Source organism: Clostridioides sp. ES-W-0018-02 (assembly GCF_020658175.1).
Classification (GTDB): Bacteria; Bacillota; Clostridia; order Peptostreptococcales; family Peptostreptococcaceae; genus Clostridioides.
Genome location: NZ_JACVVY010000003.1, coordinates 248,015 through 269,699 on the forward strand (window position 1 = coordinate 248,015; position 21,685 = coordinate 269,699).

Consider the following 21,685-nt stretch of genomic DNA (forward strand, 5'->3'; position numbering starts at 1 on the left):
GGGGGGTTAAAAGATGGCAGAAGAAAAAACTTATCCCTATGCCGTGGCACGAATAAGAGTGCTTGAAAAACAGCTTCTTAACAGACAAATGTTTATTCAAATGGCAGAAGCTAAAAGCCCTGAAGACTCTTTAAGAATTATAGCAGAAGCGGGTTATACGGATTCGTCAAATAATAATGTTCACAATTTTGAGAATGTTTTGACTCAAGAATTATCTAAAACATATGAAATTCTTAAAGGTCTAGCCCCTGAAGAAAAATTTGTTGATGTATTCCTTTATAAAAATGATTATCATAACTTAAAAGTTTTGATTAAAGAAGAAATTTCTGGTGTAGATGGTGAAAAGTACTTAATTGATGGAGGTACAATTTCACTTGCGAAGCTTAAAGAATCTTTAGCAAATCGTAGTTTTAGTGATTTACCTAAGATAATGGCAGGAGCAATAATAGATGCATTTGATATTTATAGTAAAACACAAAATGGTCAGATGGTTGATATTGTTTTAGATAAAGCAACTTTTTCAAGTATGAAAGAGACAGCTACAGAAAGTCAAAATAAATTTGTAATAGATTATGTTATGAAAGTTTGTGATTTAACAAATCTAAAGAGTTTTATAAGAGTTAAAAACATGAAGAAAGATTTTGATATGTTTATGAATGTGTTTGTTTCAGGTGGCTCACTTGATAAAGAAAAATTCTTAGAAGCTTTTTCTTCAGACACTCCAGCATCATGTTTTAAATCCACTTCTTACTCTGATGTCTGTAAAAATGGCATGGATAGTGGATTTACTGTCTTTGAAAAACTTTGTGATGATTATCTTATGGAATATGTTAGAGATGCAAAATTTAAACCTCTTACACTAGAACCGCTAATTGCATATTTATATGCTAAAGAATCAGAAATAAAAACAATTAGGATTATTATGACTAGTAAGCTTAATAATATAGACGCAGATACTATAAAAGAAAGGCTAAGGGATGCTTATGTATAAGGTAGGAGTAGTTGGAGATAAAGATAGCATCATGGGATTTTTAGCTCTTGGAATAGATATCTTCCCAGCCTATGATAGTGACGAAATTAAAAAAAGTATACATAAGTTGGTTGAAGATGAATATGCGATAATTTATATTACAGAACAGGCGTCATTGCTTGCAAAAGAATCAATAGCAAAATACAAAGACTATCAACTTCCTGCTATTATAGTTATTCCAGGTATTGGAGGAAGTATGGGATTAGGTATGAATGAAGTAAGAGAATCTAGTAAACGTGCTATAGGTGCAGATATATTATTTAAAGAATAGATGCAAATTGAATAAGAGACAATCTCAAATTTTGTTAATGCTAAAAAATGTATTGATAAAATATAGGAGGGAATATTTAAATTTTGATAAAGTATATGATTGCAGGTGAGAGAATATGAAAACAGGCACAATTGTAAAGGTGTCAGGACCGCTTGTTGTAGCGGAGGGCATGAGAGATGCGAATATGTTTGACGTCGTAAGAGTTTCTGATAAACATCTTATAGGCGAGATTATTGAAATGCATGGAGATAAGGCTTCTATACAGGTTTATGAGGAAACTTCTGGTCTAGGACCAGGAGAAGAAGTGGTTTCTCTTGGAATGCCTATGAGTGTTGAACTTGGGCCAGGTCTTATTTCAACTATTTATGATGGTATTCAACGTCCACTTGAAAAAATGTATGAAATTTCAGGTACTAATATAACTAAAGGTGTTGAAGTATCTTCACTTGATAGAACCATTAAATGGGAATTCAAACCTAAAAAATCTGCTGGTGATAAAGTCGTAGCAGGAGATATAATTGGGGTAGTTCAAGAAACTGCTGTAGTGGAATGTAAGATTATGGTTCCTTATGGCGTAAAAGGTACTATAAAAGAAATATATTCTGGAGAATTTACTGTTGAGGATACAGTTTGTGTTATCACAGACGAAAAAGGTAATGATATAGCTGTAACTATGATGCAAAAATGGCCAGTTAGAAAAGAAAGACCATATAGGGAAAAGAAAACACCAGATTCACTTCTTGTTACAGGTCAAAGAGTTATAGATACATTTTTCCCAATTACAAAAGGTGGGGTAGCAGCTATTCCAGGACCTTTTGGAAGTGGAAAAACTGTTACACAGCATCAGCTTGCTAAATGGGCAGATGCAGATATAGTTGTATATATAGGATGTGGAGAACGTGGAAATGAAATGACAGATGTTCTTCTTGAATTCCCTGAACTAAAAGACCCGAGAACAGGTGAGTCACTTATGCAAAGAACAGTACTTATAGCTAATACATCAGATATGCCAGTTGCTGCGCGTGAGGCCTCTATATACACTGGTATTACAATAGCTGAATATTTTAGAGATATGGGATACAGTGTTGCACTTATGGCAGATTCTACATCAAGATGGGCAGAGGCTCTTAGAGAGATGAGTGGTCGTTTGGAAGAGATGCCAGGTGAAGAAGGTTACCCAGCGTATTTAGGTTCGCGTCTTGCTCAATTCTATGAGAGAGCAGGAAAAGTAAACTGTCTAGGTATGGATGATAGAGAAGGAACTCTTACAGCAATTGGTGCTGTTTCTCCTCCTGGTGGTGATACATCAGAACCTGTTAGCCAAGCAACACTTCGTATAGTAAAAGTATTCTGGGGACTTGATGCTTCATTAGCATATAAACGTCACTTCCCAGCAATTAACTGGTTAACAAGTTATTCACTTTATCAGGAGAAAGTTGATGTATGGGCAGATAAAAATGTAAATGATAATTTCTCAGCTCAAAGAGCTCAAGCTATGAAACTTTTGCAAGTTGAATCTGAGCTTCAAGAGATAGTTCAATTGGTTGGTGTTGACTCACTTTCAGATGGAGATAGATTGATACTAGAAGTCACTCGTTCTATAAGAGAGGACTTCCTTCATCAAAACTCTTTCCATGAAGTTGATACTTATACATCACTTCACAAACAGTATAGAATGATGGGGCTTATTCTAAAATTCTATAAGTCAGCACAAGATGCTATTAAGCAAAATGTTACTATAAATGATATTATCAAGCTTTCAGTTCTTGAAAAGATTGGTCGTGCTAAGTATGTAGAAGAAGATAAACTAGATGCTGCTTACGATGCAATTGAAGATGAAATAGACAACGAGCTTGCTGACCTTATTAAAAAGAGGGGGGCTGAAGAACTATGATAAAGGAATATAAGTCAATACAAGAGGTAGCTGGTCCTCTTATGTTAATAAACGGCGTAGAAGGTGTAAAATTTGATGAACTTGGAGAAATTGAGCTTTCAAGTGGAGAAATTCGTCGTTGTAAAGTTCTAGAAGTAAATGAAGATACTGCACTTGTTCAACTTTTTGAAAGTTCAACAGGTATAAACCTTGCTGAAAGTAAAGTACGTTTTTTAGGAAAGAGTCTTGATTTTGGAGTTTCACCAGACATATTAGGTCGTGTTTTTAGTGGGATGGGTAAACCTATTGATGGTGGACCAGAAATTATACCAGATAAAAGACTTGATATAAATGGTGCACCTATAAATCCAGCAGCACGTGATTATCCAGCTGAGTTTATACAGACTGGTGTTTCTGCTATAGACGGGCTTAATACCTTGGTTAGAGGGCAAAAACTTCCTATATTCTCAGGTTCTGGTTTGCCACATGCTAATCTTGCAGTTCAAATTGCAAGACAGGCAAAAGTTCGTGGAACTGACTCTAAGTTTGCCGTTGTATTTGCAGCTGTTGGTATAACTTTTGAAGATGCAGATTTCTTCATAAGTGATTTTAAAGCAACAGGAGCAATTGACCGTTCTGTGGTATTTGTAAACCTTGCAAATGACCCAGCAGTAGAGCGTGTATCTACACCTAGAATGGCACTTACAGCAGCAGAATACCTTGCTTTTGAGCAAGATATGCATGTACTTGTTATAATAACAGATATTACAAACTATGCAGAAGCATTACGTGAAGTTTCCGCAGCCAAAAAAGAAGTTCCAGGACGTCGTGGATATCCAGGTTATCTTTATACTGACCTTGCTACAATGTATGAAAGAGCAGGAAAAATGAAAGGACATGAAGGGTCTATAACAATGATTCCAATACTTACAATGCCTGAGGATGATAAAACACATCCAATTCCTGACCTTACAGGATACATTACAGAAGGACAAATTATACTTAACCGTGAACTTTATAAAAAAGATATACAACCTCCTATAGATGTTTTACCATCACTTTCTCGTCTTAAAGATAAGGGGATTGGTAAAGGTAAGACTCGTGAGGACCACGCAGATACAATGAACCAGCTTTTTGCAGCATATTCAAGAGGTAAAGATGCAAAAGAACTTATGGCAATATTGGGTGAATCTGCACTTTCTGAAATTGATTTAATGTATGCAAAATTTGCAGATGAATTTGAGAAAGAATACGTTTCACAAGGATTTAGAACTGACAGAACTATTGAGCAAACATTAGAAATTGGATGGAAGCTTCTTAGTATGTTACCAAAAAGTGAACTTAAACGTATTCGTGATGAATATTTTGAAAAATATATGCCTAAGGAGTGATATCTGTGGCTAGATTAAATATAAATCCAACACGTATGGAAATGACTAGACTTAAGAAACTCCTTAAAACTGCGACAAGAGGTCATAAGCTTCTTAAAGATAAGCTTGATGAACTTATGAAACAATTTCTTGAAATTGTAAGAGAAAATAAGCGATTACGTGAAGAAGCAGAAAATGCTCTCGATGTTGCTTATAAAAATTTTATAATTGCAAGGGCAGTTATGAGTCAGGAGTATCTAGGTTCAGCACTTATGATGCCAAAACAATCTGTTTCTGTAGGTGTTTCTACAAGAAACATAATGAGTGTTGATGTTCCTGTGTTTGACTTTAAAACTGAAAACAATCAAAGTGATATTTATCCTTATGGTCTTGCTTTTACATCAGGTGAATTAGATTCTGCTATGGAAGCATTTTCAGATGCAATGGAACCACTTTTAAGACTTGCAGAAAGTGAAAAAAGTGCACAGCTTCTTGCACAAGAGATAGAAAAGACACGTAGACGTGTTAATGCTCTTGAAAATGTAATGATACCAAATTACATTGAAACTATTAAGTATATTGCTATGAAGCTTGAAGAAAATGAGAGAGCAAGTACTACTAGACTTATGAAGGTTAAGGATATGGTGCTTAAAAAAGCACTTGAAGAAAAAAAGAAAAATGATTTGGTTGGATAATTAAATACTTATAAAAATAAGCCTAACATCCTAGTTTATAGGAGTTAGGCTTTTTAGTGCAAGTAAGCACATATTCGGAATTGGCGGTATCAATTAATTACCTATTAATCTCTCAATATTCATTTCAATACTCCAGATGTAAAAGTTATGTATATTCTACCTTGTATATAAAAAAGCTCAAATAAAATCATACTCATATGGGTAAAAGGGTGTTTTTTATAAGAATTTTTATGAAGATATAATGGTCTATATGCCTAGAACTTTGTAAAAAAATAATAAATTTAACAAAAATTTCTAAAAATTAACGAACTGTTAATTTACACTTAACTTCGTATTAACAAATTAGGTGTATTATATAAACATAAGCAAAAACAATAAAAAACAATTAAAAAAAGACAAAAACACAAAAAGGGGGAAGATATGAAAGAATTTATATTTACTTGTCTGTGTATTGTAGTAATTGCATTTATGACAAGTTGCATATCAACAACACCACAAACTACTCAAGGAAAAGGAAATAATAAACTTACAATATATGCAGCATTAGAAGAAGAGCAAATAGCTTACTATATGGAAGGATTTAGAGAAGAGTATCCTAATATTGATGTAGAAATAGTTATGGATTCTCATGGTGTAATAGCTTCAAAATTATTAGCAGAAAAGGATAATCCACAAGCAGATGTTATATGGGGATTATCAGCAATGAATATGATAGAACTAAAAGAAGATGGGGCACTTGAAGCATATAAGCCTAAAAATTATGACAAGGTAGATAAGAGATTTAAGGATACTGGAAAAGATGTATCATGGGTAGGTATGAGTGTACCAGAGACAGCAATAGTAGTTAATTACAAAGAACTTGAAAAATTAGGCCTAGATGTTCCAAAAGGATATAATGATTTAATAAAACCAGAGTACAAAGGTCTTATAACAATGCCAAATCCAGCATCATCTGGTACAGGTTATCTTACAGTATCAGGACTTATTCAAATGATGGGTGAAAAAGAAGCTTATAATTACATGGATAAACTACATAAGAATATAGCTACATATACACATTCAGGTTCGAAACCTGCAAAACTAGCTGGTTCAGGAGAATACCCAATAGGCATTACACTTGGATATAGAGCTACACAGCAATTGTCTAGTGGAGAACCTATAGAAGTAGTATTTCCAAAAGAAGGTTCAGGTTGGGATTTAGAAGCAAATGCTTTGGTTAAGAAAGATAATATAAAAAAAGAAGCAAAATTGTTTTTAGATTGGGCAATAAGTGATTCAGCTATGGACAGATATGCACATGAAGTAGCAGTGACTTCTATAAAGACAGATAATCCTGTACCAAAAGGTTACTCTAAACGTCCATTAGAACAGCTGATTAAAGAAGTTGATTTAAACTCTGCATCAAAAAATAGAAGTGCAGTGTTAAAAACTTGGGAATCAAAGTATGGTTCAAAATCTGAAAGTAAGTAAAAGTTAAATGGATTTTTTAATAGAAATAGAGAAAAGAAATTTATAAGAAAAATTAAAATATAAAATTAAAAAAACAAATATAATTGTATAAGGGGAGATTAGATATGAGTTACTTAAAAATAAATAATGTGTTCAAGAGTTATGACCAAAAAAGAGTGTTAAACAATATTAGTTTAGATATTGAAGAAGGTGAGTTTCTATGTTTACTTGGACCTAGTGGATGTGGAAAAACTACATTACTTAGAATAATAGCAGGGCTTGAAGATGTAAATAGTGGAGCTATAATTCTTCAAGATAAAGATATAACAGAGTTAGAGCCATCAAAGAGAGGTTTTGGGATAGTATTTCAATCATATGCATTATTTCCAAATATGACAGCATATAATAATATAGCTTTTCCGCTTAAAGAAAGAAAGGTACCAAAAGAAAAGATAGATAAGAAGGTTAGAGAAGTGCTTGAAACAGTTGGATTGAGTAATGAAGCTCATAAGTATCCTAAAGCATTGTCAGGAGGTCAACAGCAGAGAATTGCAATAGCAAGAGCATTAGCACTTGAGCCAAAGTTTTTACTTTTAGATGAGCCAATGTCTGCACTTGATGCAAAAGTTAGACACAAACTTAGAATGGATATTAAAAAACTACAGAAAGAATTAAATATAACAACAATAATGGTAACACATGACCAGGAAGAAGCTATAACTATGGCAGACAAAATTGCAATCTTAAATGGCGGTGACATAATGCAAATAGGGACTCCAGAAGAAATATATCAAAATCCTCAAAACCTATTTACAGCTCAATTTATAGGAGATACAAACTGTTTTGATAGAGGAGATTCTATATTAACTGTAAGACCAGAATATGTTCAAATAGAAAAGTCAACAAAAGAAAATTGTCATGGAACAATATCTAATATAGAATTTAGAGGGAATCTATTGAGAGTAGAAATAAAAGATAAATTAAATGAAAATTTTATAATAAGTGATGTTTCTATAAAAGAATGGGTTAATTTAAATTTAGTAGAGGGTGACTTTGTAAGTGTAAGTATAGATGAAAAATACTATTTAAAGTATCCAAAAGTTAAAGGAGCATAAATATATGAATAATAATGCTATAAGTTCTAAAAGTTTAAATATTAAATCTAAAATGAATTTAGATATAAAAAAATGTATGCTTACAGTATTAGTTATGTCTTTGGTAATATTTTTATTGGCGCCCATAATCTATCTGTTTGTACAAGCATTTTTAGATAAAGATGGAGTTTTTGTTGGATTACAAAATTTTAAAGAGTATTTAGCTTCTGAAGCACTGTTAAATTCTCTGAAAAATACAATATTTGTATCTGTTATATCAACTGTAATATCTTTAACTCTCGCACTAGTGTATGCATATGCACTAACAAGAACAAAGATTAAGTTTAAAGGACTTCTTAAATCTATAGCGATGTTTCCTATGTTTGCCCCTACAATGATGCATGCTATAGGGTTGGTATATTTATTTGGAAATCAAGGGGTAGTGACTAATTTACTTGGAATAAATATTCCGATATATGGTTCAATTGGAATAGTATTAGCACAAATTATATATGTATTTCCTCAATCATTTCAGATACTTTATATATCACTAAATTCAACTGATTATAGATTATATGAAGCTAGCAATGCTATGGGAATAAGCAAGATAAGAGAGTTTTTAAGTATAACGATACCTAGCATTAAGTACTCTTTAATAAGTTCAGCATTTGTATCATTCACATTGTGCTTTACAGACTTTGGAGCTCCAAAAGTTATTGGAGGAGATTTCAATGTATTATCAATAGATGTATACAAGCAAATTATAGGGCAGCAAAATATGCCTATGGGAGCAACTGTATCAATATTACTTTTGATACCTGCAATAATATCTTTTATAGTAACTAAAAAAATCGAAAAAAATCAAAATTCATATATAAATTCAAAATCAATCCCATATAAGGTTAAATTTAATAAGTTAAGAGACAGTATATTTGGAGTCATTGTAGGAATTATTGCATTTGGAATAATAGCTGTAATGTTGACTGTAATCTTATCTTCACTAATATCTGTTTGGCCATATGATTTAAGACTCACACTTGAACACTTTTCTATGAAAAGTAGTATTGATGGAATTAAGCCATTTATAAATTCAATAGAAATGTCATTACTGACAGCTATTCTTGGGACAAGTTTTGTTTTCTTATTTGCATATCTAAACGAAAAAACAGAAAAAGCTCCATATTTAAAATCATTTGGATATTTTTTAAGTACATTGCCTATGGCATTACCAGGGTTAGTGTTAGGTATAGCTTATGTACTATTCTTTAATAAATTAGAGTTTAATCTAATGGATACAATATACATTAAGAACTTGTTTAATGGATTGTACGGAACATTATTTATTATGGTTATATGCAATGTGGTACATTTTTTCTCAGTAGCTTTTATAACTGCAACTACAGCTATTAAGAAAGTGGACAAAGAATTAGACATGGTGGCAAAATCAATGGGAATAAATAGTGCATCAATTCTTAAGAATGTAACAATACCACTTTGTTTACCAGCAGTTTTAGAAAACTTTATGTATTTTTTCTTAAATTCTATGGTAACAATATCAGCACTAGTATTTATATATACAGCAAGTTCAAAGGTAGCAGCTATATCAATTGTACAGTTAGATGATAAGGGAAGTACAGCACAAGCAGCAGCACTAGCTGTATTGATATTAATTACAAATGTACTAGTTAAGGTAATACATGAATTTATAAAAAATCGTTTGGAAAAAAGAGCAAATTTTAACTAAAGAAGTTATTGTATAAAAATACACATATTAAAGAAGTCTATTCTTATAATTTATTGTTTATAGAATAGACTTTTTTATATAAATTTAAAATAAATATTAATCGTTTTTATTAATTTTTCTTTTGTTACAATACATTTCAGAATCTGCACGATGGTATGTATCAAATAAAGAGTTGTCTAAGTTTTCATCGAAAACTGCATATCCAATAGACATGGATAAATTTAATTCATTAGTAGCGTTTTCTTCAATTATTTTTAAATTAATCTTATTGACAATACTATCTATTTCTTCATGATAGGAATCTTTTAAAATAATTATATACTCATCTCCACCAACGCGATAAACTATATGTTTTTTATTTATTACATCTTGTATAATTTTACTTGCATTTTTAATGTATAAATCTCCTGTTTGATGGCCAAATTTATCATTGATTTTTTTAAGGCCATCTAAATCTATTGACATTATAGAAATTGGTTGTTTAAGATTTGAATTGTTTAAGTTATTCATATCTATTTCAAAAGCGTTTCTATTTTTTAATCCTGTTAGATAATCAGTATTGGCAAAATCAGTATATGTAGGATTAGATATACGTTTAAACAGGATTACTGCTACTAATGCTGATATTAAACAGGTTAATAAAGCTATAAAAGGAGTAACTATACTTATAAATCTAAAGGTATTGTATTGATGTTTTGCTTCAAATTCAATTCCCATTACTCCAACGACTTTACCAACATCATTATGGATGGGAAAGTACGATATAAATATATGTCCCCAAGATGTTTTTTTTATTTTTTTAGGTAGCAATATATTATTATCTAGTGCTTTGTTAAGGTCACCCCAAATCTCTTTTTCTATCAAATCACCAGCATTTCTAAAATCGCTTCTAGATGAATCTAAACCATCAACAACATATACTAATGAGCCATCTTTTGTTTTTTTTGCAGTGTATAAGTACATAACTCCAGTAGTATTCTTTACAGATTCCAATAGCACTTTAGCACTTTTATAAGACTCTTTTGAGTGGTCTTTTTCAGAATTAATTTCAATAAAGGTATCTTTATCAAGATTTTTTTCTACATACTTATATATATGTCTTGACCTCTCACTTAAAGTATAAATCATATCATTATAAGTGAGTACATAATTAAAAAAATAAACACATGAAGAAGAAATTATTACAATAATTGCAGTAAGTATTGAAACTTGCATATCAACTCTATTGAATTTTTTATTTATTTCCATATCCCAAATTTTTTGTAAAAAAATATTTCACAAAATCTCCCCATAATTAATGTATATCTATAAATATTACCATAATATACATCTATATTATCAAAATCATCTAAAAATTACAATCTATAATTTAGCTTAAAAGATTCAAATACAAGGCTTTTTAAAATTACACTATACTTTAATAAATAAACATTATAATATCTTAATAGTATTTATATTATAATTATTTTATTTATTAATACCTGCTAATATATCACATACTATGTCAATTCTTTTAAATGGTGTAATAATATAATAACCATCTACATAAGGTTCAATTTCTTTTGCTATTTGAGTTGATATATTGATAGCAAGTTTAGTAGATTGTTCTTTTGAAGCATCTTTGTACATGTCTATAATGTCTTGTGAAACAGTAATTCCTGAAATTTCATTATTCATAAAACAAGCATTTTTGTAACTTACTACAGGTATAATTCCACCTAGTATCTTTGCAGGAAGTATTTCCTTAGCTTTTTTTAAGTTTAATAAAGCTTGCTCTGTTAAAACTGGTTGAGTTAAAAACATAGTAACCCCATTTTCTATTTTAATCTTAGCGTGCTTAAGTTGAGAATCAAAGTTTGTTGCATTTATATTTAAAGCTCCAAATATATTAAATGGAGTATTAAAGGTATCTTTATTTAAAGTTTTTATGTAATTTGCTAGTATAGAAGAGTTAAAACTGAACATGGCCTTTATTTCATCTCTTTCAGCAGAAGGTATAGGGTCTCCAGTTACTACTAACACGTTGTTTATGTTTTCAATATTTAATCCTAAAAGAAGAGCTTTTGTAGCATTAATATTTCTATCTCTACATGTCATATGTGGAATAGGAGTGATGTCTAACTCTCTCTTTATTTTACAAGCTAATAAACTACTATCAACTCTTGCTCTTGCTATAGGGCAGTCAGCAATTGTTATTGCATCAACTCCGTAGTTTTTTAGTTTTTCAGCACTATTCATAAAAAATTCAATATCTGTATCAATAGGAGGGTCTAATTCAACTGCTATAATTTTTTTACCTCCATCAAGCTTTTCTAAGAGTTCGTTTTTTGCCACAGATTTAATTTTTTCTTTTGGAGAAATATCATTTTTTATGGCAACATTGCCTTTGTATAAAGAATTTATTATTTCAACAGTTTTTTTGATAAATTCAGGTGTTGTACCACAGCATCCACCTAGTATATGAACCCCTTGATTTAATATTTCTAGCATCTGTTCTGAAAAATAGTCTGAGTTATCTTCAAAAAATGTACGATTATTGATAATAGTTGGATAGCCTGCATTAGGCATAATAGAAACTATATTGTCATTAATATCAAGTGTCTTTATAAAATGTAATAAATGGTGTGGGCCAGAGATACAATTAAATCCTAATGCATCAATATTTTTGTCCTTGGAAATAGATTTAAAGATGTTAGTTCCACTTTTTCCAAGTCTAGTAAAGCCCTCTGGATTAACTGCAAATTCTGTTAAGATAAATGCATTTGGTTGTTTTTCTTTTATATAACTTGAGATTTCTGGTAAATATTCATCACTACTAAATGTTTCAAATAGAAAATTAGTTGCTCCAATTTCTAAAAATACATCTACTATTTTCTTATAGTCAGGTAACAAATTTCTATCATTTAGAGCAGGTATTGGACCAATATCAGCAAATATAAATACATCTGTATTTCTTGTTGCCTCTAATGCAATTTCATACCCACTTTTTATAATATCTTTGACAGTTTTAAAATCACACTCTAGAAGTGTTTCATTTGCTGCAAAAGTATTTGTCTTAATAGCCATACATCCAGCTTTTATATATTCCTCGTGGATAGACAATATTGTAGATGCATCATTTATATTGGCTATTTCACAATTGAAAGGACTATTTTTTAGTTTGGAATAGTATGTACCCATTGCACCATCAAAAACTAAAACAGAGTCTTTGATATATTCATTTATGTTCATTGCTTCACCTCATACGAATTTAAAATATTTTAAGTATTAGTATATCAACCCCAAAAAAACTTGTCAATCTTTGGAAAATATAGTGGAATATATTGGCCTATATAACAAGTTTGTTGGTGATTTTGATATATTTACTTAATGGTATTAAAATAAGAACCATAGTGGTGAGATAGTGATATAATTATATCTATTGCTGAAAATCAATGATAAACATTACCATATTTTATTATAGTTAACACAATTTGAAACTACATAGACAGGTAATATATATTAAATAATCTAAAAATACTATATTATAAGTAAATTCTTGTAAATGGGGTATATTGTACAGAGTAGAATTTGTATTAATGACTGGGAAGAATAATATAGATATTCAAGGTGTTAAATGTACTGTTATAGAGAAATAATATATGGTAGATTAGAAAAGTAGAAGCTAAAAATCATTTTAAATTAGTAACTTTATTTCAACTTATTGAGTTTAAATATAATAAATTTATTTATGATGGTAAATTTACTTAAATAAACATAGTAGTTGATTTAAGTGTACAATTAAAGGGCTTTTTAATTTTATAATTATAATATAAAAGAGGTGGAAAATGAAAAATAGACTTGATTTAACAGAAGGAAGTATTACTGAAAAGTTACTTAAACTATCACTCCCAATAATGGGGACTTCATTTATACAAATGGGATATAACATGATAGACATGATATGGGTTGGTAAAGCTGGAAGTAAAGCAGTAGCTGCAGTTGGGACAGCGGGATTTTTTCCATGGCTTGCAATGGCATTTATTATGATTTCAAAAGTAGGTGGTGAAGTAAAGGTAGCACAAAGTATAGGAGAAAATAATATAAGCACTACTAAATCATATATAAAATCAGCAGTAGAAATAAACCTTATGTTGGCAATAATATATACTATGGTTTTGATAGTACTCAATAAACAACTAATAGGTTTTTTCAGATTGGGAGATTTAGAAGTTATATCTATGTCCAGACAATATTTAATAATAGTAGCTTTAGGTATGGTATTTTATTTTATCAATCCAGTATTTACTGCAATTTTCAATGGACTTGGGAATAGTAGAACACCTTTTTGCATCAATACAATAGGGCTAATAACTAATATTATACTTGACCCTGTTCTAATTTTTGGATGGGGACCTGCTCCAAAACTTGGAGTTGCAGGGGCTGCTATTGCTACTGTATTTGCACAAATAGTAGTTACTACATGTTTTCTATATATAATACTTAAGAGTAAAGAGGAGTATTTTAAGATAAAAATCTTCAGAAAAATAGAACTTAAATACTATAAAGTGTTATATAAGTTAGGTTTTCCTGTAGCTATACAAAGTGGAATGTTTACAATATTTTCAATGTTGCTTGGTGTAATAGTGGCTTCATGGGGGCCTGTTGCAGTTGCAGTGCAAAAAGTAGGGTCACAAATAGAAGCAATATCATGGATGACTGCTGAAGGATTAGCTGTTGCATTAGGAAGCTTTGTTGGACAAAATTATGGAGCCAAAAAGTATTCTAGAATAAATAAAGGATGTAAAATAGCTATAATTGTATCTTCTATACTTGGAATAATGACAACCTTAGTATTGATATTTGCAGGTGGAAGTATTTTTTCTGTTTTTATAGATGAAAGTGAAGCAATAGAAAAAGGAGCTATGTATCTTAAAATATTAGGATACTCTCAATTTTTTATGTGTCTAGAAATAATAACAACAGGAGCTTTTAAAGGATTAGGTAGAACCTATATACCTTCTATAATAGTTACTGTATTGACTGGTGCAAGAGTACCACTAGCTTACTTTATATCTAGACCAGAAATATTAGGATTAAATGGTGTTTGGTGGAGTATAACACTATCAAGTATATTAAAGGGAATATTAATGATAAGTTTATTTATATATTTGCTTAAACTTGGGAAATTATATAAGGTATCTAAATAAAATTTAATTTATATTAAATGTATAGACATTTTGTTTATTTGTATATAAAATTAACTTATCATATAAAAGTTCGAATTGATGAGGAGTGAATTAAATGAAAGAACCAATTTATAAAGTTATAGAAAATCATGTAAGAGAACTAATAAATTCAGATAGTTTGAAAGAAGGGGATTTAATCCCATCTGAAAAGCAATTAAGTGAAGAATTTAATGTGACTAGAATGACTGTAAGGTCAGCATTAAATAATCTAGTTAAGGAAGGTTATATAACTAGGCAAAGAGGTGTAGGAAGTATAGTACTCGCAAATAAAATATATGATAATATATCTTCTGTAAGTGGATTTACTAAGGAGATGGAAAGTAAAGGCTATAAAGTATCTAATATATTGGTATCTCTTGAAATAGTTCAAGCAGACGAAGAATTATCAAGTAAATTGAATATTAGCTTAGGAGAAAATGTATGGGAGATAAAAAGAGTAAGATTGGCAGATGAAACGAGGGTTTCATATATGATTACATATATGCCAGTTAAGTTATTTCCAAATTTAAATAAAATTCATTGTGAAAATTCACTTTATAATTTTGTGGAAGAAGTATGTGGATATAAAATAGCTATGTCAGAGAGAGAAGTACAAGCTGTAATATCAAATGAGGAATGTATGACTAATTTAGAAATTGAAGAACCAGAAGCACTTTTATATATAAATCAAGTTTGTAAGTTACAAAATAGTGAGGTTTTTGAATACTCACACACATATCATCATGGATATACTTTAACTTTAAGTGCTGTTGTCGAATAAAAATTAAGAAAAAATGAAAAAGTTTTCTTGAAATGTATATACATTTGATATATAATAATATCAAGAAATAAATGTATATACATTTAAAAATAAAATATATACATTAAAATAAAAATTAATAAATAAGGACACTTTAAATGTATAGTTTAAAGATATTATGACTTAAAAAGATACTTAATAAATTCTAATTTGGAGGTAAGAAAATGATAAAAATAATGTTAGCTTGTTCAGCAGGGATGTCAACTAGTTTATTGGTTACAAAAATGGAGAATGCCGCGAAGGAAAACGGTATAGAAGCAAAAATATGGGCTATATCAGAAGTGAACTTAAAAAATGAAATAGAAAATTGTGATGTCTTACTTTTAGGACCTCAAGTTAGATATGTATTAGGAAAAGCAACTGAAATGGCAAAACCATATAATATTCCAGTAGAAGTTATAAATATGATGGATTATGGAAGATGTAATGGGAAAGCTGTCTTAGATAGAGCAGTGGAATTAAATAATTCAAAATAAAGTTGTACTGGAGGATGTAAAATGGAAAAATTCATGTCATTTATGGATAAATATATAGTGCCTGTAGCTGCAAAGGTAGGAGCTCAAAGGCACTTAGTAGCAGTAAGGGATGCATTTATAGCAATGATACCTATAACTATGGTAGGTGCATTGGGAACATTGATAAACAACTTGCCATTAGAAGCATATAAAAATCTGATGGCAAGTATATTTGGAGAAAATTGGACTATGTTTGGAGGAGACCTTTGGTGGGGAGCTATAGGTACGATGGCAGTATTTTTAGTAATAGGTGTTGCCTATTTCCTAGCAAAGTCTTATGAAAGTGATGGATTACAAGCTGGTCTTATAGCACTATCTATCTTTTTTATAATGGCTCCACAAATTGGTAAGATAGTTCCAGAAGGTGGTACTAGCGCAGTTGAAGGATGGGGAATGATACAACAGACTTACTTAGGAACAGCAGCACTATTTTCTTCTATATTAATAGGGTTGTTGTCTGCTGAGATATTTGTAAGATTATCTAAAGTAAAGAAATTAACTATAAAAATGCCAGATGGAGTTCCACCAGCAGTTTCAAGATCATTTGCAAAGTTAATACCAGGAATGTTGACTATAATGATATTTACTGTAATAGGAATATTTATAAAAATGCTTTCAGATGGAAATTTCTTAACAGATATTTTGAATACTTACTTAGGAGCACCACTATCAAATGTAGCTGATAGTTTAGGTTCTACAATGCTTATTGCATTTATAATTCATATACTTTGGACTGTTGGTCTTCATGGCGCAAATATAGCACTTCCTTTTACAGAAACAATACTTATGAAATTAGGTGGAGAAAACGCTGCCTTAGCTCAAGCAGGTGCAACTGAAGGCTATCATGTACTTGCAGGTTCATTCTTTGATGCATTTGTGTATTTAGGTGGTTCAGGAATGGTATTAGGATTAATTGTAGCTTTATTAATAGCAGGAAGAAGACGTAAAGAGATGATATTGTTAGGGGGACCTCCAGCAATATTTAACATAGGAGAACCATTAATATTTGGGCTTCCAATAGTTTTAAATCCTATTTTTATGATTCCATTTGTACTTGCACCAGTAGTATGTAGTGCTGTATCATATTTAGCAATAGATTTTGGATTAGTAGCACCAGTAATTTTACCTAAAATACCTTGGGTAACACCTCCTATATTAGGTGGGGCAATGGCTACAGGTGATTGGACTGGAGGAGCTTTAGCACTATTTAATTTAATATTGTCAATATTAATATATATTCCGTTTGTTATAGCATCTGAAAAAATGGAAGCTAAAAAATTAACAAAAATTGACAACTAGGTAATTTTATTCGACAATAAACAGATAAAGTTCTGTAATATATACTAAATTATAAGTAAGGATGGTATAATGAGATGAAAAATGGGCTAAAAATAGTTACAATTGGGGGAGGTTCAAGTTATACTCCTGAACTTGTAGAAGGTTTTATAAATAGATATAAGGAGTTACCTGTAAAGGAGTTATGGCTTGTAGATATAGAAGATGGAAAAGAAAAACTAGAGATAGTAGGAAATCTAGCTAAAAGAATGGTAAAAAAAGCTGGAATAGATATGAAAATAAATCTTACTTTAGATAGAAGAGAAGCTTTAAAAGACGCAGATTTTGTAACAACACAACTCAGAGTAGGTCTTTTAGATGCAAGAATTAAAGATGAAACTATTCCTTTATCTCATGGAGTTATGGGACAGGAAACTAATGGTGCAGGTGGGTTGTTTAAAGCTCTTCGTACAATACCAGTTATATTTGATATAATAAAAGATGTGGAAGAATTATGTCCAAATGCATGGATGGTGAACTTTACAAATCCAACAGGAATAATAACAGAAGCTGTATTCAAATACACTAACTTTAAAAAATATATAGGTCTATGCAATGTACCAATTCATTTAAAAAATGATGTAGCTAAACTATTCAATGTAGAAAGTGATAGAATAAGTATGGATTTTGCAGGTCTTAATCATATGGTTTATGGTCTTAATGTAGCTTTAGACGGAGAAGATGTTACAAAAGAAGCAATAGATAAATTTGTTAAAGCAGATATAAGTATGCAAAATATAAAGGCAATTGATTTTAATGCTGATTTTATAAAATCTCTAGGTGCTATACCTTGCCCATATCATAGATATTATTATAAAACTAAAGAAATGCTTGAAGATGAGTTAATAGAGTTTAAAGAGGGAAAAGCTAGAGGTCAAGTGGTTAAAGAATTAGAAGAACAATTATTTGAACTATATAAAGATGAAAAGCTAGATATAAAACCACCTCAACTTGAAAAAAGAGGAGGAGCTTATTATAGTGATGCTGCTTGTAATCTAATAAGTTCTATCTACAATGATAAAAAAGACATCCAAGTAGTTAATACATTAAATAATGGCGCTATAAGAGACTTTAAAGATGAGCAGGCGGTAGAAGTAAGTAGTGTAATAACAAAAAATGGACCAAGACCATTAAGTATAGGCTATTTACCAGATTCTGTACATGGGTTAGTAAGTCAAATTAAGTCATTTGAAGTTTTAGCAGCCAAAGCAGCTGTATATGGAGATTATGAATCTGCTTTATTGGCACTTTGTATAAATCCATTGATTCCATCGGATGATTTGGCAAAAACTATATTAGATGAAATGTTAGAAGCTCATAAAGATTATCTTCCTAGATTTAATAGATAGTTTATAGAAAGTAGGTTATGGTATGACTAAAATTATAATAAATGCAGATGACTTTGGATATTGCGAAGCTGTGAATTATGGTATAATATCAGCTCATAATAATGGAATAGTTAAGTCCACATCTATGATGGCAAATATGCCTGGTGTAGAACATGGAGTAAAGCTACTTAAAGAAAATAGAGATTTAAATTGTGGAGTTCATATGACTTTAAGTTGTGGTAGACCATTATTGTCTAACTTAAAAACTATTGTTGATAAAGAAGGTTTTTTTATTAGAAGAATTACAGACGAAATTATTAAAAAAATGGATTATGATGAGATTTATGAAGAACTTTGTGCTCAAATAGAGAGAGTAAAAGAACTTGGAATAGACATATCTCATTTAGATAGTCATCATCATATTCATACTTTAGTAAATTTAAAACCAGTAATAGAGAAAATTGTAAATAAGTATAATCTTCCAATAAGAGGAGGGTTTGAATACGATTTAGAGTATTCAAAAATAGTTCCATTAATAGATAGCTTTTATAAAGAAAATGTGAGTGAAGAGTATTTTACAAAAAATATAGAAGAAATAATGAAGTATGATGTAGTGGATATTATGTCTCACCCAGCTTTTTTAGACGATTATATTTTAAATTCTACATCTTATGCAATTGATAGAACAAAAGAGCATAAAATACTTACATCTAAAAAAGTCAAAGAGTTTTTGAGAGAAAATGGATTAGTCATATCAAGCTATAGAGATATTTAGGAGGTATACAGATGGATGAGAAGATGATAGAAATATCTTTTGGAATAATTGGATTTGCAGGCGATGCAAAAGGTCTAGCTTTTGAAGCTATAAAAGAAGCAAAGAACGGAAATATAGATGAAGCTAGAGAGTGTATTGAAAAGTCAAAAGAGTCAATTCATAAAGCACATAAGTTCCAAACAGAGTTAATACAAAATGAAGCTAGTGGTAATAAAACTGAAATGAGTGTTATATTAGTTCATGCACAAGACCATTTAATGACATCTATGAACTTTCAACAACTAGCAGAAGAATTTGTAGATTTGTATGAAAGATTGGAAAGCAAGTAGTCTAATTTAACTATTATGAAAGAGTGTTTTTAATAATTTCTATAATTATTAAAAACACTCTTTTTTATTAAAATATGTTAAAAAGTTATAACTTAGCAATTTATTATTCTTTTATTAATGTTCTAAAATTTAGATTTCTCGTAATTGTAAGGTATACTAGTACCTACAACTACATCTTCAATTTTTTCAATAATAAGCCAATCATCCATATTTCCTTGATGGTCGAAATCAAGAGGTGTTATTTCTTGAACATTTTCAAATTCAACTAAGCATAAGCATTTTTTATGCCAACGAACTTTTTGCTTATCAGATAAATTTAGTTTTGGTTGATTTTCATCTAGAACTTTACAAATTTCGTCTTCTGTTAATTTAATATAGTTGTCTACTTTTTTAACAGTAGCTTTTGCAGAAATTCTTGAAGTTCCTTTTTCCATAAAATAAAGTAACTCTCCTTGAAATACTCTGCTATGTGGTATTTTTCTACCAGCAGCACCTCTAATTACCATTGTCTTCGTTCCAGCTAAAATTTTATCTAATACCTTTTCTCCTTTTTTACCTGCATTATCACAATATACTAAATGTACCACGCTTTAAATCCTCCTTACTAAATTACTATTCTGTATCTTGCATTTTATCATTGTTTAACTGAAAAGTCATTCTATTTATTATATTTACATAAAGAACAGATATAAAATTTATTGTTCAATGAAAGAAAACCTTATCTATAGTATATTTAATTAAGATTAATTAGGAATTTTTATCCTTTTGCAAAATAATATTGACTAAAACTAGAAAAATGCTATAATAAATATGTGCTTATGATAATCAATATCATGTAAGTATAATAAACAAGTAGGAGAAATAATCATGAAAAAAATAAAATCATTAGCAATATTTATATCTATTATAACTACGTTAGTACTTGTTACGGCATGTTCAGATAGTAACACAGATAATAAAGAAAAATCAGATACAAGAGTTGTACAATCTGTTAAGGGAGAGGTGAAGATACCATCAAATCCTAAAAAAATAGTTGATATATCAGGAAGTAGTGAGGAATTGTTAATAGCTGGTCATAAACCTATTGCAACGGCAAATGTAGACTCATATGAAACTGATAAATTGCCAAGTTACATAAGAGAAGAACTTAAAGATGTAAAGATAGTAGGTCACTCTATGATGGATACTATGGATATGGAAGCTATATTAGAAGCAAATCCAGATTTAATAATAATGAGTCAAAGACAAGAAAAAATCTATGACCAATTAAAAGAAATAGCTCCTGTAGTCATGATGAAAGATTATGCAAATGACTGGAGAAGTAAGTTAACTGATGTTTCAAAAATATTTGATAAAGAAGAGAAAGCTAAGGATTGGTTACAAAAGTATGATGAAAAAGCTACAAAACTAGGTAAAGAAGTTGTAGAAAAAAATGGAGAAAAAACTTATTTACCAGTATTAGCAAGTTCGGGACAATTTATGGTGTTTAGTGATGGAGGAATTGGAACTTTAATTAATGATGATATGAAATTAGCTAGACCTAAAAATATGCCAAAGCAAGATGGAATAACATTGCCAATGGTAAGTATGGAGGGTCTTACAGATATAGATGCAGACCATATAATTGTGATAGCTACAGAATCAGATAAAAAAGATTTAGAAAATAGTGCTATATGGGCTCAAATGAGAGCAGTAAAAGATGGAAATGTAACAATACTTGATGCAGCTCCATTTTTCAGCCAATCATATAATCCAATTGGAAAAGAGTTGTTATTAGAATCAGTTAAAAATGAATTAACAAAGTAATTCTTAACTTATTAGGTGTGAGATAATGATGTTCATTTTTCACA

Annotated in this window: 19 protein-coding genes; 16 read left to right on the top strand and 3 right to left on the bottom strand. The window is 30.2% G+C overall.

Going from position 1 to position 21,685, the window contains the following annotated elements; translation table 11 throughout:
- Positions 1-13 precede the first annotated feature (13 nt).
- The 8 genes from IC219_RS09895 (at position 14) to IC219_RS09930 (ending at position 9,526) form a co-directional block, all read left to right on the top strand.
- Positions 14-991 (top strand): V-type ATP synthase subunit C, encoded by a 978-nt coding sequence (locus tag IC219_RS09895; RefSeq protein ID WP_227433965.1) that lies wholly within the window; start codon positions 14-16, stop codon positions 989-991.
- Positions 984-1,301 carry a V-type ATP synthase subunit F gene (locus IC219_RS09900; protein WP_009893746.1) on the top strand — a complete coding sequence of 106 codons (318 nt, stop codon included), beginning with the start codon at positions 984-986 and terminating at the stop codon, positions 1,299-1,301. The genes IC219_RS09895 and IC219_RS09900 overlap by 8 nt, the downstream gene beginning before the upstream one ends.
- Before the next feature lie 115 nt (positions 1,302-1,416).
- Positions 1,417-3,195 carry a V-type ATP synthase subunit A gene (locus IC219_RS09905; RefSeq protein WP_227433967.1) on the top strand — a complete coding sequence of 593 codons (1,779 nt, stop codon included), beginning with the start codon at positions 1,417-1,419 and terminating at the stop codon, positions 3,193-3,195.
- On the top strand, positions 3,192-4,565 hold the full coding sequence (locus tag IC219_RS09910; protein WP_227433968.1) for a V-type ATP synthase subunit B: 1,374 nt from the start codon (positions 3,192-3,194) through the stop codon (positions 4,563-4,565). The genes IC219_RS09905 and IC219_RS09910 overlap by 4 nt, the downstream gene beginning before the upstream one ends.
- Before the next feature lie 5 nt (positions 4,566-4,570).
- Entirely contained in the window at positions 4,571-5,239 is a 669-nt protein-coding gene (locus IC219_RS09915) for a V-type ATP synthase subunit D (protein WP_227830889.1), read from the top strand.
- Between the two features lie 420 nt (positions 5,240-5,659).
- Positions 5,660-6,709: a putative 2-aminoethylphosphonate ABC transporter substrate-binding protein gene (locus IC219_RS09920; RefSeq protein ID WP_227433970.1), complete on the top strand. Its 1,050-nt coding sequence runs from the start codon at positions 5,660-5,662 to the stop codon at positions 6,707-6,709.
- 104 nt (positions 6,710-6,813) lie between these two features.
- Positions 6,814-7,803 (top strand): ABC transporter ATP-binding protein, encoded by a 990-nt coding sequence (locus IC219_RS09925; protein ID WP_227433971.1) that lies wholly within the window; start codon positions 6,814-6,816, stop codon positions 7,801-7,803.
- A 4-nt stretch (positions 7,804-7,807) separates the two neighbouring features.
- Complete coding sequence (locus IC219_RS09930) at positions 7,808-9,526, top strand: putative 2-aminoethylphosphonate ABC transporter permease subunit (protein WP_227482034.1); 1,719 nt, start codon at positions 7,808-7,810, stop codon at positions 9,524-9,526.
- 96 nt (positions 9,527-9,622) lie between these two features.
- On the opposite strand, the gene IC219_RS09935 is transcribed toward IC219_RS09930, so the two are convergent.
- Together IC219_RS09935 and IC219_RS09940 are read right to left on the bottom strand one after the other, a co-directional pair.
- Positions 9,623-10,774: a GGDEF domain-containing protein gene (locus tag IC219_RS09935; RefSeq protein WP_227830888.1), complete on the bottom strand. Its 1,152-nt coding sequence runs from the start codon at positions 10,772-10,774 to the stop codon at positions 9,623-9,625.
- 219 nt (positions 10,775-10,993) lie between these two features.
- Positions 10,994-12,757 (bottom strand): bifunctional homocysteine S-methyltransferase/methylenetetrahydrofolate reductase, encoded by a 1,764-nt coding sequence (locus IC219_RS09940; RefSeq protein WP_227433974.1) that lies wholly within the window; start codon positions 12,755-12,757, stop codon positions 10,994-10,996.
- 596 nt (positions 12,758-13,353) lie between these two features.
- Here IC219_RS09940 and IC219_RS09945 point away from each other — a divergent pair.
- The 7 genes from IC219_RS09945 (at position 13,354) to IC219_RS09975 (ending at position 19,835) form a co-directional block, all read left to right on the top strand.
- The gene (locus IC219_RS09945; protein ID WP_227482037.1) at positions 13,354-14,715 is read left to right on the top strand and encodes an MATE family efflux transporter; all 1,362 of its coding nucleotides are present in this window, start codon (positions 13,354-13,356) and stop codon (positions 14,713-14,715) included.
- Between the two features lie 94 nt (positions 14,716-14,809).
- On the top strand, positions 14,810-15,514 hold the full coding sequence (locus tag IC219_RS09950) for a GntR family transcriptional regulator (protein WP_227433976.1): 705 nt from the start codon (positions 14,810-14,812) through the stop codon (positions 15,512-15,514).
- A 203-nt stretch (positions 15,515-15,717) separates the two neighbouring features.
- Positions 15,718-16,029: a PTS sugar transporter subunit IIB gene (locus IC219_RS09955; protein ID WP_227433977.1), complete on the top strand. Its 312-nt coding sequence runs from the start codon at positions 15,718-15,720 to the stop codon at positions 16,027-16,029.
- A gap of 21 nt (positions 16,030-16,050) precedes the next feature.
- Complete coding sequence (locus IC219_RS09960) at positions 16,051-17,367, top strand: PTS transporter subunit EIIC (RefSeq protein ID WP_227433978.1); 1,317 nt, start codon at positions 16,051-16,053, stop codon at positions 17,365-17,367.
- A gap of 74 nt (positions 17,368-17,441) precedes the next feature.
- The gene (locus tag IC219_RS09965; protein WP_227433979.1) at positions 17,442-18,752 is read left to right on the top strand and encodes a 6-phospho-beta-glucosidase; all 1,311 of its coding nucleotides are present in this window, start codon (positions 17,442-17,444) and stop codon (positions 18,750-18,752) included.
- 22 nt (positions 18,753-18,774) lie between these two features.
- Positions 18,775-19,506 carry a chitin disaccharide deacetylase gene (chbG, locus tag IC219_RS09970; RefSeq protein ID WP_227830887.1) on the top strand — a complete coding sequence of 244 codons (732 nt, stop codon included), beginning with the start codon at positions 18,775-18,777 and terminating at the stop codon, positions 19,504-19,506.
- An 11-nt stretch (positions 19,507-19,517) separates the two neighbouring features.
- Entirely contained in the window at positions 19,518-19,835 is a 318-nt protein-coding gene (locus IC219_RS09975; protein WP_227433981.1) for a PTS lactose/cellobiose transporter subunit IIA, read from the top strand.
- 122 nt (positions 19,836-19,957) lie between these two features.
- Here the strand turns inward: IC219_RS09975 and IC219_RS09980 are convergent, their stop codons facing one another.
- Entirely contained in the window at positions 19,958-20,422 is a 465-nt protein-coding gene (locus IC219_RS09980; RefSeq protein ID WP_227482040.1) for a hypothetical protein, read from the bottom strand.
- A gap of 280 nt (positions 20,423-20,702) precedes the next feature.
- On the opposite strand from IC219_RS09980, the gene IC219_RS09985 reads away from it, so the two are divergent.
- A complete protein-coding gene (locus tag IC219_RS09985; protein WP_227824351.1) occupies positions 20,703-21,641 on the top strand; it encodes an ABC transporter substrate-binding protein in 939 nt (312 codons plus the stop codon).
- Positions 21,642-21,685 lie beyond the last annotated feature (44 nt).